This window comes from Leifsonia shinshuensis, from assembly GCF_022606355.1.
Lineage (GTDB): Bacteria > Actinomycetota > Actinomycetes > Actinomycetales > Microbacteriaceae > Leifsonia > Leifsonia shinshuensis_B.
Genome location: NZ_JAHHZQ010000006.1, coordinates 233,608 through 249,440, shown reverse-complemented (window position 1 = coordinate 249,440; position 15,833 = coordinate 233,608). Strand labels below are relative to the sequence as shown.

Below are 15,833 nucleotides of genomic sequence, written 5' to 3'. Positions count from 1 at the left end.
GTATGAGGGAAGGCGTCCCCTCTTTTCCGGAACCTAGAATCACCGATGGGCTGTCTGCGGCAAGGTGCTGTGGTGCCGCGGCTTGGGTGGCCCCGGCTGGTCCTGGAGTGGGCTCGGCTGGAGTGCATAGGCGGGGGGTCGTATCGAGGCCGGCGCAGGCGTTGACTGCACCGCGCGAAGGGGTCTGGCACGAGCCGAGAGTGCCACCGAGCCCGCAGGGAGCTTCTGGTGAAGCGACTACAGGGTTTACGACCCCGCTCAAGGGTGACATGGAGGCGGTGATGGTGATGCCGGGTCGGGTGGGGTCGATAAGCTTTTGTGCCCAGGTTTTGCTTCCGAGGACGATGTCGCGTACCCAGCTGAGCGCATCTCGCTGCCAGCTTCCGTCCGAGTAGTTCGTCGTGTGCTGTTGGAGGACATGCTCGAGCCATGTCTCGGTGGTGGAGAGAACTCCGTTAGCGACAGAAGAGTGAGTTGTTGTGTAGGGCTCGGTCACGGTTCTGGTCGTGACGGCGGTGACCCACGGCGGCGGCGCCGGCAGGGCTCTTGGAGGCAGTTGAATGTTTGGTTGCGGCTGGTTGGCAGGGGACGGCGTCATGGGGCCTGTGGAAGGCGGTGCGAGGAGGGTGGCGAACAGGACGGCTGCGCTTGCTACGCCGATGAGCTCGCCCAGTCCGGGTACCCAATCCAGTTCGTTTGCCTCGAGCAGGCCAACGTCCACCCCGGCGCCGAGCCCAGCCATTGACTCCTCGGCGCCTATGCCGCTCGCGGCTCGCTCGGCAAGCTGCGCGTCGTAAGCAGCTCTTTCCTCAAGTACCCACTCAGGGATGGTGTTGGGCGTGGCGTCCGGGAGGCTGATGTCTCCGAATGCCACGAGTTCTTCGACTGTTGGCATGCTCCCGCCGCCTGCGCCGAGGTTGGGGTTCGCGTACAACTGGGCATAGTGACCGGTTGGGTCGGTATATGCGATCGGGTTGGCGTTGCCATAGGCGTACTTGTTGAGCGAGCTGTTGTTGGTGGTGGGCTGTGTGGCGGTGTCATGGGAGAGGAAGCTGCCGAGGCTGGGGTCGTACCAGCGTGACTGCATGTTGACTGTGCCGGTGCCCGGGTCGGTCCAGTCTCCTTGGTAGCCGAAAGCCGATGGGTGGGGTGAGGTGTTCGGGGCGAGGAACGCTGAGGCGGCTCGGGGGGTGCCGAACGCGCTGTACCCGTTGCTGGCGGTCAGTGTTGCGCCTGGTTCTGCGGTGATCTGGCCGAGGGTGTTGTCGTGCTGGTCTTGGATGAGGTTGGCGGTGGTGCCGCCGGCGATGGAGGTTGTGATCAGCCCACCGCTGATGTCGCGTACGACGGTTTCGGTGCCGCCGGCAAATGCGGGGGCCGAGATCGGTTGGGCTCCTACGCCGGCGTATTGGAAGGGTGCGGTGTTTCGGGTGCTGATGCGGCCGAGGCCGTCGTAGGTGTAGGTGCTGGATCCGTCACCGGTGAGTTGGTCGAAGGCGTCGAATGTGAGGTTGCGCTGGGTTGCGCCGCTGCCGATGGTGGAGATGTCCCCGCGGGCGTTGCTGGTTACCGGTTTGTTCGTTGTGCCGGACGCCGTGGTGGTTGCGATGTTGGTGGGAATGTTGCGGGCGTCATACGTCCACGTCGTCGCGGTTTGGGTGGTGGATTCCGAAGTCTTGTTGTTCGCCAGGTCCCACGCGTAGGAAATGGTTGTCGGTGTGGCCGGGTCGACCGGGGACGGTTCGGGAGTGTAGCTGGCAAGCCTGTCGGCTTGGTCGTAGGTGTAGGTCCCGCCGTCGGGTACGCCCCCGGTGTCCGTTTTGCTGAGAATATTGCTGTCGGCGTCGTAGGTGTATTGGCTTTTCTGGATGATGGCGCCGGTCGTGTTCGCCGTGGTCTGACTCGCCATCCGCCCGAACGGGTCGTAGCTGGTTTGGGTGGTTCCCCCGGCGAAGCTGGTGCTGGTCTGCTGGCCTGTGGTGGGCGAGTAGCCGAACGTGGTGGTGGTACGTCCGTTGACGGAGAGCAGGCGCCCGGTGGGATCGTATTGGTAGCTTACGTACGGGGTGCCGGTGTTGATGTAGTCGAGCTGGCCTTGGTCGGAGTAGGAGAAGTTGGCGGTGCCTGCTGGGCCGGTCGAGGTGAGGATCTGCCCTGCCGACCCCCAGGTGAAGGTCTGCGTACCGGACGGAGTGCTGATAGAGGCCAAGTCCCCGGCTGCGGTGTAGCTGAAAGTCCTGCTGACGTTTCCGGCCGACCGGTTCGGGTCGGTGGCAGCCTGGCTGGTGACCCGCCCAAGTGGGTCATAGCTGCTGGTTTGGACGACCCCTCCGGGGTTGACCTGCTGAACGGGTACCAGCCCGGAATCGTAACTGGTCTGCCAGGTGCGATCCCCAAGTGCAGAGTAGGCGCTGGTCGGAGGCTCGATTCGTTTGTCTGGCAGTTCCCACGAGTTGTAGGTGGTCCAGGTGGTGTTGCCGTTGCCGTCGGTCGTGCGAACCTGATGGCCTTGCAGGTCATAGCCGATGGAGACCGTGGAGGCGACTCCGGCGCTGATCGGTTGCGTCAGCGTGGTGGGTAGGTTCGCTGCGTTGTATCCGATGGTCTGTGTTGCACCGTCGGGGTCGGTGGCTTGGGTGAGGTTCCCTGCGCCGTCGAAGGTTCGGGTGATGACGTGTTGCGTTCCGTCTGTGCCGACACTGGTCGTGCTGGTTTCTCTCCCGGCAAGGTCGTAGCTGTGTCGGGTGGTGACTCCGATGGTGTCTTTCTGCGTGGCGATCCGGCCCGCGAGGTCGTAGCTGAAGGTGACCGGGTTGACTGCACCGGGCAGGTTGACCGAGGTGATTTCGCCGGCGGCGTCGTAGTGATAGGTGGTTGTCGCCCCGTATTGGTCGGTTGTGGTGAGGCGCTTGCCGGCGAAGTCATAGGTGGAGGTCGTGATTGGTTCGACCCCGCCGTCGGTGTGTGAGGAGGGTTCGACCCACCACCAGGAGTCCTGGACTTCGTCGCCGAGCCGGTCGTAGTAGTAGTAGTGGGTTGAGCCGCGGTCGTTGGTCTCCATGGCCTTGATGCCCGCATGGTCGAACCAGGCCAGCGTCGTTGTCCGGGCCCCGTTGACCTGCGGGCCGAGGGTTTTTACGAGGTTGCCTGCGATGTCGTAGCTGAAGTTGGTGGTGCCGCCTCGCGCGTTGGTCAGGGTGACTAGGTCTCCTGCTGGGCTGTAGGTTCGTTGTACGGAGCTGACGAGCGGTGTTGTGCTGCCGGGGGCGAGGTAGGGTGCACTGTCGGTTTCGGTGATCCGACCCGCTGCGTCGTAGGTGTTGGTGGTGATGTTGCCGAGAGCGTCCTTGATTTGAGTGATGTCACCGAAGGCGTCGTACCCGATTGTTTTGGACGCACTCGCGGTCTGTTGGGTGAGCCCGGTGTAGGTGGCGGTCGAAGCGGGGGTGTCGACCAGGATCGGGGGGCCGGTCTCTTGGATGGAGCGACCCAGCACGTCGTAGGTGAGGGAGGTAGTGTTTGCGTTCGGGTCGGTGACCTGCAGGATGTCCTCGTTGGCGTCTCGGGTGACCGTCGTGGCCAGGTTGGTCGAGCCGGTCGAAACGGTTGTTGTGATCGGGTAACCGGCCGCGTCGACTGTGTACTGCTGGGATTCCGTCCGGGTCCCGTCTGTGACGGAGCGTCCGATGACGCGGCCGTTGGAGTCGCGCTGGATCGTGGTGGTCCGGTTCACACCGGTTGGGTCGAGGGTCGAGGACTGCAGTCGTCCCTCGGGGTCATAGGTGTAGCTGGTCGTCGTTGCGCCGGAATCCTGGACCACCTTGTAGAAGTGGCTGGCGTCCGGGCATTCGCTCTTGTCCATGAACATGTGGAGGTTGTCGCAGGGAAGATAAGCGTCGCCGCGGGTCTCCGTGAGTAGGTTCCCGGCTGCGTCGTAGCTGCGTTCGAACAGTGCGACACGGTATGTTGTTCCGTTGATCACGACTCCGAGCCGGGTTGCTCGCGTCAGCAGGTCGTTGTCGCTGTAGTCGTACGTGGTGACGTTACTGTCGGCGTCGGTCTCCTGGGTGAGCCGGCCGGCAGGGTCATAGGCGTAGGTGTGGGTGGTGACGTTGACGCGGCCGGATGGCGGGTCGATGTCGCTGGCGACGCTGACCACTTTCCCCAGGTGGGTGTCGTAGGTGTAGTTGGTGACCCGTCCGCGCGGGTCCGTCTGAGAGGTCAACTCCTGGGTGTTCGCGGTGTCGTACGTGTACGTCGTTGTCGCACCGACCGCGTCGGTGATGCTGTGCAGGCGACCGAATTGGTCATAGACGAATGTGGTGGTCCGATCCGGGGCGACAGTCGCGCCGGAGCTGCAGTCGAGTGCCTTCTCGGTGGTTGTCAGCGGTAGTCCGTCGGCGTCGTATGTGTAGAGCACGACTCGGTGGCTGACCTGCCCGGTCACTGCGTTCGCCACACACGGGTAGGTGTCTGCGGTGTCCCGGCTGAGCGCATCCCGGGTTACCGTGACAGTTCCGGAGCCCGGGCCGACTCCTGTGGTCGTCTCCGAGCTGACCAGGCCTGTGGGGTCGTATGTGCGCAGGGTCGCCCCTCGCCCCACAGTTGTGAATCCGGTGAGGTCCCCGTTGACGTCATACCGATATGTGCTGGTGCCAGCACCGGCCGAGGTTGCGATAAGGAGCCCGGGCGGCGCGGACTGTGCGGACTGCGCACCGGTGGAGTCGAACGCTGGCGTTGATGCCGTCGCGTAGGTGTCGGTAGCGGATTCGCCAGCTGGTGCGCCCGTAGTTGCCGGACCCGTGCGTGCGATCAGCCGCCCGGCCGAGTCGTACGTGAACATGTTCGACTTATCCGGCAGATTTGTGCCAGGCCCTCGAAGCGCGGAGCCCGTCACACGTGGAGGGTCGTTCTGAGTTGCACCTGCCTGCACGTACGTGGTGCTGGTGACAGGTGTCTGAGGGTCGGACCAGACGGTCATAGACGCGAGCGTTCCGAACAGGTAGTCGAAGGTTGCGACGTGGTCGTTCTCATCGCGGAAGTATTGGAGTTCGCCATCGGATCCGTAGATCCATTGCCGGGAGTTGGCTTCGGTGGTGCTGGCTTCGTCGGCGGCGTTGGACTTCATCACCAGACGGTTGACGGGGTCGAAGCGGAGGAATTGCTGACCGTCCGGGCAGCTTTCGACGTTGTTGACGATTGTGCGTTGACCGCAGTACCACGCGGTCGAGCCGCCAGCGGAGTTGACATTGCTGAGATAGTCGGTCGTCGCCCCGTTGGCGCTCGGAACAGGTTTGCGAAGCGTGATCGCGTGCGACACGCTGCCTGGCTCGGAAACGATCATATGATCCACCAGCGCCCCGTTCGCCGCTGGATACCAGGCCCCGGCGTCGATCAGCCCCGGCGTCGCCCGGCCGCCCGGGGTGTAGCCGATGAACGATGTGTCCGAGGTGGTATAGGTTGTGACCCCGTTGGCGGGATCGGTCACCGTGCGCAACCGGTCGCAGTTGTACTGATAGGACCAAACGGCTGCGGGAGCTCCGGTCCCGTGAGAAACCGTGAGAGACGCGACGTGACGCATCCTGGGCTGGTCAGCAGCTGGGCACCCGCTCGCTGGCACTCCCCACTGCACGGAGATACTCCTGCCGGAGGGTTCTTGTGTCAGAGAGCTGATCTCCCCGCCGGTGCGCGTAATCACCCAGGACGCGTCCGGGAAGAGAACACGTGAAAGCTGGCCTGCCGCGGTGAACTCTTCGGACTCTCCGCTCGACTGCTTGACCGTGGTCGTCCCGTCCCCAGCAATGGTCAAGCGGTCTGTGAGGCCCAGGTCGGCGCGGCTTGCCCACGTTCCGTTGGAGTTCTGGGCGAACGTTTCCTGGCGTCCGTCCGGGTACGTTACGGCGGTGACCCCGGTCGTCGCATTGGTGACCAGACTCGAGTCGAAGATCGAGAGCCATCCCTTGCCGAACGCGCCCTCAACGGTGGCGGCGCGGCTGGAGTAGGTTCGGTCGACCGACAGGGGCATGTTCGCGCCTTGGACGGATGCGTCGTGAGCGGTTTGGGTGAATATTCCGTACGGCAAAACCACGCTGTCAGCAGTGACAAACCCCAACCCGTTCCCGACCTGTCGCCAATCGTCCGGTGCCGGGACGACGACCTGGAAAGGGTTCGAAGCACCGGTCGCGACCATCGAATCAGTCGTGCTGACCCCATCGGACACGGTGGCTTTCCAGTAGTACGTCGACGCCCACTGCAGTAATCCCGCGGGAACCTGCCAACTCGTCCCTGTCACCGGTGAATGCACACAGCCTGCTGTCAGCGCGGCATTTGTGCACAGCGTGAACTGGTAGGTAAGCGACGAACCCGGCCATGAGTCCGGGTCGGTCGCGTCAGCGACCAGGTAGGGTGTCCGGGTTGTGACCGTCCCGGCATAGGTCGGTGACACCAGTTGCATCGACGGTGCCTGGTTGTACACCGTCAGCGTGACATTCGGTGAGCACACCGCCACCGAATCGGAAGTCAAGTATCCGACGCCGGGTATATAGACATCCCAGGACAACGTCCAGGTCCCCGGCGGAAGCGGGGCAATCGTCAACCACTGGTCGTGCCATGTCCCGTGCACGAGGGAATCGTTCGCAAGGGGGCTGTGCGGATAATTGCCCGGGACTGCATTGCCGTTTGAGTCGTGAAGGTAGTAGGTGAAGTACGTTCCGGCACCCCAGTCCGCGGTGCCCTTGTTCACTACCGCGATCCGGTACGAACCACTCGTGTTCGCCGTGACCTGACCAGAGACCGCCACCTGGTTGTTGTCATAGCTCGGATCCAGGGACCACCCGTAAGTCCCCACTGGATAACCCGACCCGTGCGAAACTGAACAGTCAGGCGACTGCGTCACCGGCCACGTCGTTGTAGTGTCCGCACGCGGGTGAATGGCGACCGTCCCACGCGCCGAGCCCGGTTTGCGCGTCGTAGGGGCGGCCGCGTCGATGCTGACGCTTGTCGCCTCTCGGCGGGCCACCACGGGGTTTGCCGCCGCAGGATGCCGGTCCGAGAAGCCAGAGGGCGCAGCATCGGGTGACGTGGCGGCCGCGGTGAACGTCGTTTGCGGAGTCGCGCCCACCGCCACCGGCGGATTCGCCGTCAACCGGCCGATGGCTTCGTCAGCGCTCACACGCTGCCGCATACTGCCGAGAACGGCACCCTCCGGAGACGCTGCCGGCACTGGGCTCGGCGAAGGCGGCATCATCACAGACGATGTGATACCCACATTCGGATCGATCGCACCGGCCGGAACCGCATGCTTCGGCGGCTCCCACCCATCCGGCGGGTTCCACGTCGCCTGCGTCACCGCCGTCTCCGTCGCACCTGCACCGGTCGATGAGACCAAAGTGGCTGCGGCAACCACAGCGACAAGCGCAACACTGACCGCAGAAAGAATCCCGAGACGCGGGCCGACCATCATGTTCCCCCTCGATGCCAGCCGCACGAAATCCCGGCGCGACGCCATGTCTACCCGAACCGAAACCCCTTCCGCCCAGATAATGGGAAGAGTTCATCCGCTCGTAGCGCCAAACAATGAGCGCCGAAACCGCTTGTTAACCTGAGCGACCGAAGAGGGCTTCCGCTGCCAGGGGATCCGCCCCGCCCTACCGGCGACGACTCACCTCGAGTCGCACGGATGGAGCGTCCACCGTGCAGCGCTGGGCAGCGCCAGCGGATACGCCGACCCCGAGTGCCAGCAAGTGACCTTGGCTGAGAACCTCGCCATCGAGCAGGCGGCAAAGACGTTCGTTCACAAAACAGCGCAAATCGAGCTGCGCCACATCCATGACATCGACGAGTACGCGCTCACGGCGGTCGGATGGAAGTCGAGGCCGAATCGGTCGCGTTCATCGTCGCCGGCCTGGCCGGATCCGGCACCAGCGCACATAGCGTCGGCTACATCCCCGGGTGGGGGGACGTGGACGTCACGGTTATTCGAGACACGGCAACACGCGTGCTGAATATCGCTCACGCCGTCGCGGAGATCATCGAGCATCGAGACTAGCCACTGACAACGCCAGACCCGACCCACACACAGGTCAGGTCTTTTCACGTCCGAAAGCGCGAACGGCCGGCGAAATGGGAAGTGAGAGAACGCGCGGAGAAAGTGGACAGCACGGAGAAATAGCGAAGGAGACAACGAACGAACAAGAACCAAGCTGGGAAACACGGAGAGATAAGAGAGCACGAGAAGGGGAAGAAGAAGGAAGAGGGAACGGAGAGAGCAAAGAGCAAGAGCGAATGCACGTAGGCACTTCAGTGAGAAACCCGTAATCGGGCTCCCGGTCGGCACTAATTCCGTTGGTTCGGGCTAGTCGCTGGAGGAAGAATCGGGTGCAGGTCTACCCGCAACGTCCCACGGCCACCACCAAGCCGCGGGCTCCGACTTCACCTGCTTTTGAAACTCAACGAGCCAACGCCCACCATTCGTGAATCCGAGTTCGTTCGGATTGCCGATACGGGCAAGCATCGTTCTCGGGTAAATCTTCCTGCGCGCCCACACTCGCTGATTCAAGAACTCGCGGGCCCGACGAAATGCCGCCTCAGCACGATCGCCCTCTGTCGGGGACGGCTCCGTGCCAGCATGCACGACGCGATTTCGAAGCTCGTAGAGATCCACCCAATATCGTCCGACTTCAGAGCCAGGCCGCTGGACGTTCCAATCGCCCCCGAGACGCTGCGGGAGCGCCGTACTGACCAACCATTTGAAGGAATCGTATTGCGCTTGGTCCTGGATCTCCCGGGACGATTTCCCCTCGTCAACGAGGACCATGCGGAACGTCGCGGCAAACAATGACTCCGCCGCGGTCTGCAGGCTGACCACACGATCAACTTGATCGCCCCGGCGTTTTGCTCGCATTGATCGCGAGAACCACATCTTCATCGGAACATATGGGTGACCGGCCGTCACGTAGTCGATTCCGCCACCGATGCGCGATGCAGCGTCGCTGATATCAAGCATTGGCAACGGCTTGGGCGTCCATTCGAGCGGCATGACGAGCAGGCCCGGATCGAACCAACCGTTCGATGTACTCCATTTACCTAGCACGATCACGGGATCGAGATCTTCGGGTGCTATCTGGTGGATATGAGTGCTTCCGAGCCCGACTGAGTATCCAACCAGAAACAAGTTCAAGGCCCGCAACACTCGATGGAACGCAAAGGCCTCGTCTTGCGGATTTTCCCATGCCAGGCGATCGGGGGCGGTCTCGGCGGACACCCACTGCTCGTAAACCTCGGCATCACCTTCCCCAAGAAGAGGCCATGTTCCGGCTGGGGATCCAAATTTCGAGTTGGAGTACACCCCCTGAAGAGCCGACTCGAGACGGGGCGGGAACATCTCGATGCCCCCTACAGGGTTGGCATAGAACTTGAGCCGCACAATTCCCACTGGCCCGTTAGCCTTAGCGGAGCCCGCATCGGCCCAGACTTCCTAGCCTTGCCATTCCGCAGGCGGGGCGGCACGTACGTCGTGATTTTCGTTGCCGGTATACGTCAACCCCAGTGTGAACGGCAACCGAAACGTGAAGGTCTGCCACACCCCTACTGAATCCGGGTTACTCATGTCGATTCCGTTCTGATATTGGCAGCGCGCGGATTCATCTCGCTGGCGGAGTGGGTTGCCTGTGCCTTTCCGTCGCCCGATCGTAGCTCGCTCCCGGTGCTCCGTGCCGGGCTTTCGCGGCGTATCCTCCCTCCGCTTCGCTCCAGTGCGGTACTCCACGACCCGGCACTCCGCACCTCCCACTCGCTCTCGATCACTCGCCGGAAAGGCACTCAAAAACGATCGAACTTGGGAGTGAGCGAGATGCGGGTATTCATCATCGACACCGGAGACATGGCGCCGGAACTGCAAGGCGGACTCGTAGGGGTGGAAGGGTCCTCGAACCCGACTCCTGCAGAGAAGAGGGAATGCGTGGAGACCGTCAGCCAGTACGTGATGGATGGGTGGGCGATCGCCGCCGACCCGCACACCCCTATCGGGTGGCTCGCCGCCCTCACCGCGGAGACGGCGTGCGTGCCCTTCGTCAATCTGACCGGACTCGGCGGCATCCGGTAGAAGTTATTGCCGCTGGTACCGCACCCAACGAATTTTGGTTTTGCGCGTCAAAACCGGCTGGGAAACACAACGTGTAGGTATGAGGGCATTCGTTTCGGAGGCCGAGCACTGCGGCGCAGTTCGCCGACGGATGGGGTGGCGCACCGGATCCGGCTGTTCGCGGCCGGCCCGGGAGGGCGCGACTTGCCGGAAAGAACTCGGGTGCGCGCCAAATGCGCGCCAAAACGGCCCGCGAACCGGAAGTAATAAGTAGAGGGACTTTTCGAACGAAGGACAAGACTGCCCGAATCCAGAAGCCGAGGGAGGTGATTACAAGTGCGAGGCGGAGTAGCCAGATGGAAGCGGGGACAGGCATCCCACGGGGTCAAGCAAGCGGTCAACTACGGCTTCAGCGGCGTCTGTGACGCCACCCTCACCGCCAAAACCGCCGACGGGGTCATCGCCGCAGCCGGCTACACCGACGCGCTCATGACCCGGTACATCGTCGAGAACGGCAACATCCGCGACGATCTCCTCACCAGGGATCAGCTCAAGGACTGGGTCGACGGCCTCGACCCACTCACCGGGGAACGCCGGGGACGCGACCTCGAGTCCCCCGTCGCCGACCTGATTCTGGATGCCACAATCAATGCACCGAAGTCGTTCTCGATCGCTGCCATGCTCGACCCCGACCTCGCCGCCGCCTACGAAGACCTCCAAGACCGACTCCGAGACCGAATCATCAAACTCTGGCAGACAGAGCTCAACGCCCGCCGCGGCAAAGGCGGCAGCATCCGCGAAGACCTCGCCCGCATCGAGGTCGTCGAGCTCTGGCACGAACGCTCCCGCTCCCTGGATCCTCACAAGCACCGCCACCTCTGGCTGAACGTCAAAGTCCAAGGCCTTGACGGTAAGTGGTCCAACGTCGACACCCGGGTCGCGTTGCGGTTCCAGAACGTCATCAACGCCGAAGGCGACCTCGCCTCCCGCACCGACCCCACCTGGATCCGCGCCCTCCACGCCAAAGGATTCACCCTCAACGCGGACGGCGAGGTCGGCCAACTACAACACCTAGTGCGGCCGCTGTCGAAGCGATCCGCGCACATCGAAGCCAACCGGGCCAAGCGGATCGCATGGTGGAAACAACAGCACCCCGGACAGGAGCCATCCCACGATGTGCTCAGCCAGATCGACCACTGGGCATGGGCTGTCGGCCGACCCAACAAGCCTGACAACCTAGACGAAGACGGATGGGCCGCACTCGTCCGGGAAGAACTCTTTAACGCCGACCCGACGCTCGGCATCCGGCGTTCTCCCGCGCGGCTACCGAGCGTCGCGGTTCAGGATCTCGACCTGGAGTTGCTGGCAGCCAAGGCCGTTGTCGACGCGGACGCCCGCTCGACCGGCAGCGGCGGCCGCTTCAGCATCATGGACGTCCGGGCCGGCGCCCTCCGCGCGATTGCCGCGACAGGCGTTGTCGCCAACCGAGACGAACTCACCAAGCTCGCCGAGGAAGTCGTGGCGCACTCACACACGGTGACACTGATCTCTGAGCCAGACGCCCCGAAGCACGTCAAACACCTCATGGCGGTCTCCACCGCGACACTAGAGGCCAGCCTCGCGCAGAAGGTCGAGGCGCTCTCCGCACCCGGGCAGATCCTTGACACGGAAGTGGTCGCCGCGCTCGGCCGCGCGGTTGAGCCCGATCGAACCCTCGACGACGGGCAGCTCGCTGGTGCGGCTGCGATCGGCGGCACCTCCCGCAACGTCGTCATCTCCGGGCCGGCCGGCACCGGCAAGACCACGATGCTCAAGGTGGCCGGCGCAGCTCTGCGGCAACGCGGCCACAACATGATCATCGTCGCGCCGACCAAGAAGGCCTCCGCCGTGGCGGGACGCGAAACGATGAGCTCGTCGTCCTCCCTCCACCAACTTCTTCATGACTGCGGGTGGCGCTGGGCGACCGCCTCGTCTGGCGCAACTGAGTGGCGACGCCTCTCTATCGGCGAGGGCGAGCCGTCCGCGGGCGGCGTCTACCTGGCCCGCAGATCAGCATCAACCCTGGCGATCGCATCGTCGTTGATGAGGCCGGCATGCTCGACCTCGAGGCCGCGTCCGCGCTCCTCGATGTCGTACATTCCACCGGCGCAGGTGTCGCTCTGATTGGGGATCAGCGACAGGCGTTGCCGGTCGGGCATTCGGGCGCGATGGCGCTTTTCTGGCGTCGTTCGCTCCGGCACGTGGAGCTCACGACTACTCACCGTTTCACGGATCCAGAGTGGGCTGATCTTACGATGCGACTTCGAGAGCCACGGAGCGAGGACGGAATGCGCGATGTGGCCGAAGACCTGATCCGCACCAACCACGTCGTGATGACAAACAGCGACGTCGAAGCGCGAGAAGCCATGGTCGACGGATGGTTCGACGCGGTACGGCGCCGCGAGACGATTTCACTGGTGACCGCTACCCACACGGAAGCGCAGGAGATTAGCGAGGCCATCCAGAGCCGACGAATCGAATCCGGGGCAATATCCACCTCGGTCGCTATCTCCGGGCAATCAGGTCAACCGATCTTTGTTGGGGACCTAGTCCAGACCCGACGCAACGACAGCCTTGCTGACGTCCAGAACCGCCAGAACTGGGTCGTGAAAACAATCGGCAAGGATCACGTGATCCTTGCCGCGAGCGCCGACACGACCGACCTGCGGAAGGTCAGCCTCGCTTACGCCGAATCCCACATTCACCTCGCATACGCAACGACCGTCTACGGAGTCCAAGGCGAGACAACGGACCGATCACTGGTTGGACCGGGAGTTGATGCTGCGGGCTTGTATGTCGGCCTCACCCGCGGCAAGGCAGACAACGCAGTGGTCCTCGTGGCTCCGACAGAGAGCTCCGCAAAATTGCTATTGGTCGAGATGATGCAACGCGAGACCGTGGAGGAGACGATGGAAAAGTCCCGCGGAGCAGCGCTGAGCGAACTCCGACGGGCTGCGCAGCGGACCATCGAGCCGATCGTCACGGCGCCCGGACGTCGACTGACGTCGGCTGGCCTGGAATGACCAAGGCGTTCGCCCTATTGGGCGAGACCAGTCGAGTACAGCTCGCGCCCGAGCAGATTGCCTCCATCCAGGGTGGCACCCTGCGGATCGAATCCGAAGATGGCGACTCCGAGTTCGTCCGCCCTATCGACGGCCTGTGGGAGTACGCCGTATCGAGCGAAGATCAAACCTCGTCGTCCATCTGCCGCCGAAACCGACGCTGCTCTGGTTACCTTTGCGACGTCGAGATTGCCGCGTTGATTGTCGACCCACGCCAGGTAGCCCGCACTGTAGAGGTCGCACGCCTGAACCGCAGCTCCAGAGGCGACGACGGTGTCTGCAGCGCCGAGATAGATCATCCACTCGCGGCACAGCTCGATTGCTTCATCGTCCGAAGCACCCCAAGGCTTCGGGTCCGGAGGTTGCCGTTCCACAAGACCAGTCTGCCCGAGACTGCCGTCCCCGCCACTTGTGTTCCTTCTCCGGACGGCCGGATGTCGGCACTCGCACGTAACCTGACGCCACCCATCTCATCGCAGCGCAAAGCCGCGATCGGCGATTGGAGCTGAGGAATGGGGAGCATTCACTCATACGAAACGGCCCGGGGCAAGCGTTACCGCGTCCAGTACCGAACACCAGAGCGAGACCTTACCGGCAAACGAGGCTTCCGAACGAAACGGGACGCCGAGCTCTTCCTGGCTTCCGTAGAAGTCGCGAAAGCTCGAGGCGAGTTCCTCGACGCTCGAGCCTCCGGGTCCACAATCAGCGCTCTCGGTGCCGAATGGCTGGCCAACCAACACCATCTGAAGCCCTCGTCGCTCAGGCCTGTCCAGATCGCCTGGCGGCTGCACGTCGAGCCTAAATGGGGCAGTCGCCCGGTGGGTGAAATCCGTCACTCGGAAGTGCAGAACTGGGTGACTGCTTTCACGAAAGGCGACGGCAAGCCGCGCTCGGCCACAACGGTCCTCCGCGCATATGGTGTGCTCGCTGGCATCCTTGACACCGCCGTGATGGATCGCCGAATCCCGTCGAACCCGGCGCGCGGCGTCAACCTTCCTCGCAAGCTCAAGGGAAAACACAAGTACCTCAGCCACGCGCAAGTTGATCTTCTCGCAGGCAGCGCGAAGAAGCACCGGACCATGGTCCTGTTTCTTGCCTACACAGGCTTGCGATGGGGCGAAACGATCGCCCTCCATGTGAGCGATGTGGATCTGAATCGCCGACGTGTCGACGTACACGCGAATGCAGTAGAGGTCTCGGGGACGATCCATGTCGGCACGCCGAAGACGGGCGAAGCTCGCAGCGTCCCATTTCCGCCGTTCCTCGCTCCGCTCCTGGCGGCACTCATCGAGAACAGGACCTCATCGCAATTGGTCTTCGGTGATGGGGACAGCTATCTGCACCAACCAGATCGGCGCCGAGGTTGGTATGTCTCTGCGATCGCCCGATCACAGGCCCTCGACAAGAACTTCCCACGCGTCACGATCCATGACCTACGGCACACTGCCGCAAGCCTGGCGATCAGCGCCGGAGCCAACGTCAAGGCTGTGCAGCGAATGCTCGGTCATTCGTCTGCTGCGATGACCCTCGACACGTACGCAGATCTTTTCGACGACGACTTGGATGCCGTCGCCGTGGCCCTTGATAGGGCCCGAGCAACGGCCACAGATGTAGTCAAAATGTAGTCAAACGCCTCATTCTGCAAAAGCGAAAACCCCCGGATCCCGTGTAAACACTGGGATCGCGGGGGCTTGCACGTGGCGGTACCGGTGGGATTTGAACCCACGGTGGGCTTTCACCCACACAACTTTTCGAGAGTTGCACCTTCGGCCGCTCGGACACGGTACCGCCGACGAGTTTACTGGAAGCGCGGCGCGGCCGCCAATCGAGTTGCGGCCGGGACGCGCGGGGTACGCTGCCGGGATGGGGTTCCTGAGACCGGCGCTGTGGGTGGGCGGCGCCGTCGCTGTCGTGACGGCGACCTCCCTGGTCGTCCGGTCGGCGTTGGCCCAGCACGACGCCCGGCTCGTGGCCGGGCGCGAGCGCATCAATCAGACGCTCCCCGTCCATTCGGCGTGGTGGCGGGAGCACGCACGGGCCGAGGGCGAGATCCTCTACGTCGCGATCGGCGACAGCGCGGCGCAGGGCATCGGCGCGTCGGCGCCGCGCAACAGCTACGTCGGCATTGTCGCCGACCACGTGCGCTCCGCGACCGGGCGCAGCGTGCGGGTCGTCAACCTGTCGGTTTCCGGTGCGACGGTCGCTCTGGCGGTCGCGGACCAGCTTCCGCGGTTTGCCGGCTACAAGCCCGACCTGGTGACCGTGTCGATCGGCGCCAATGACATCGCGGACTTCGACACCGACCGGTTCCGGGAGGGCATCAGTCGGGTTCTGGACGCCATCCCCTCGGACGCGATCGTCGCGGACCTCCCCTACTTCTACTTCCCGAAGAACGAACGCAAGGTCGCTGTCGCCAACGCGATCCTCCGCGAGGAGGCCGCCACGCGCGGGCTCACGGTGGTGCCGCTGCACGAGGCGATGCGCCGTGAAGGGATCCGCGGGGCGATCACCCAGTTCGCCGAGGACTGGTTCCACCCCAACGATCACGGCTACCGGGTGTGGGCGTCGGCCTTCCTGCCCGCGGTGCTGGAGCAGGCGACGGCCAAGTTCCCGCGCCGGCCACCGGTCGACGCCTGACCGCAACTGCGGCG

General features: G+C 63.6%; 9 protein-coding genes and 1 tRNA gene. 7 read left to right on the top strand and 3 right to left on the bottom strand.

Annotated features, from left to right (window positions below; translation table 11 throughout):
• Positions 1–6,895: RHS repeat-associated core domain-containing protein (locus tag KNO15_RS22415; protein WP_241706173.1), on the bottom strand; the 6,895-nt coding region annotated here is incomplete at its 3' end.
• A gap of 966 nt (positions 6,896–7,861) precedes the next feature.
• Between KNO15_RS22415 and KNO15_RS22410 the strand changes: the two genes are divergently transcribed.
• Positions 7,862–8,047 carry a hypothetical protein gene (locus tag KNO15_RS22410; protein WP_241706172.1) on the top strand — a complete coding sequence of 62 codons (186 nt, stop codon included), beginning with the start codon at positions 7,862–7,864 and terminating at the stop codon, positions 8,045–8,047.
• A 306-nt stretch (positions 8,048–8,353) separates the two neighbouring features.
• Here the strand turns inward: KNO15_RS22410 and KNO15_RS23445 are convergent, their stop codons facing one another.
• Positions 8,354–9,262, bottom strand: coding sequence for a HEPN domain-containing protein (locus KNO15_RS23445; RefSeq protein ID WP_241706171.1), 909 nt, complete (start codon positions 9,260–9,262; stop codon positions 8,354–8,356).
• A 696-nt stretch (positions 9,263–9,958) separates the two neighbouring features.
• Here KNO15_RS23445 and KNO15_RS22400 point away from each other — a divergent pair.
• The 5 genes from KNO15_RS22400 (at position 9,959) to KNO15_RS22380 (ending at position 14,807) form a co-directional block, all read left to right on the top strand.
• Positions 9,959–10,102, top strand: a complete 144-nt coding sequence (locus tag KNO15_RS22400; protein ID WP_241706170.1) for a hypothetical protein — start codon at positions 9,959–9,961, stop codon at positions 10,100–10,102.
• Between the two features lie 468 nt (positions 10,103–10,570).
• Entirely contained in the window at positions 10,571–12,244 is a 1,674-nt protein-coding gene (locus KNO15_RS22395) for a relaxase domain-containing protein (protein ID WP_241706169.1), read from the top strand.
• A complete protein-coding gene (locus KNO15_RS22390; RefSeq protein ID WP_241706168.1) occupies positions 12,175–13,143 on the top strand; it encodes an AAA family ATPase in 969 nt (322 codons plus the stop codon). Before KNO15_RS22395 ends, KNO15_RS22390 begins: the two co-directional genes overlap by 70 nt.
• Positions 13,140–13,691 carry a hypothetical protein gene (locus KNO15_RS22385; protein ID WP_241706167.1) on the top strand — a complete coding sequence of 184 codons (552 nt, stop codon included), beginning with the start codon at positions 13,140–13,142 and terminating at the stop codon, positions 13,689–13,691. Before KNO15_RS22390 ends, KNO15_RS22385 begins: the two co-directional genes overlap by 4 nt.
• A 3-nt stretch (positions 13,692–13,694) precedes the next feature.
• Positions 13,695–14,807, top strand: a complete 1,113-nt coding sequence (locus tag KNO15_RS22380) for a tyrosine-type recombinase/integrase (protein WP_241706166.1) — start codon at positions 13,695–13,697, stop codon at positions 14,805–14,807.
• A gap of 73 nt (positions 14,808–14,880) precedes the next feature.
• Here KNO15_RS22380 and KNO15_RS22375 read toward each other — a convergent pair.
• Positions 14,881–14,970, bottom strand: a tRNA-Ser gene (locus tag KNO15_RS22375).
• A 75-nt stretch (positions 14,971–15,045) separates the two neighbouring features.
• Here KNO15_RS22375 and KNO15_RS22370 point away from each other — a divergent pair.
• Entirely contained in the window at positions 15,046–15,819 is a 774-nt protein-coding gene (locus KNO15_RS22370) for an SGNH/GDSL hydrolase family protein (protein ID WP_241706165.1), read from the top strand.
• The last annotated feature ends 14 nt before the right edge of the window (positions 15,820–15,833 follow it).

Excerpts from the sequence above, each read along its gene's own strand:
- KNO15_RS22380 (WP_241706166.1), top strand. The coding sequence starts at position 13,695 with ATGGGGAGCATTCACTCATACGAAACGGCCCGGGGCAAGCGTTACCGC.
- KNO15_RS22390 (WP_241706168.1), top strand. The coding sequence starts at position 12,175 with ATGCTCGACCTCGAGGCCGCGTCCGCGCTCCTCGATGTCGTACATTCC.
- KNO15_RS22385 (WP_241706167.1), top strand. The coding sequence starts at position 13,140 with ATGACCAAGGCGTTCGCCCTATTGGGCGAGACCAGTCGAGTACAGCTC.
- KNO15_RS22395 (WP_241706169.1), top strand. The coding sequence starts at position 10,571 with ATGACCCGGTACATCGTCGAGAACGGCAACATCCGCGACGATCTCCTC.
- KNO15_RS22370 (WP_241706165.1), top strand. The coding sequence starts at position 15,046 with ATGGGGTTCCTGAGACCGGCGCTGTGGGTGGGCGGCGCCGTCGCTGTC.
- KNO15_RS22410 (WP_241706172.1), top strand. The coding sequence starts at position 7,862 with ATGGAAGTCGAGGCCGAATCGGTCGCGTTCATCGTCGCCGGCCTGGCC.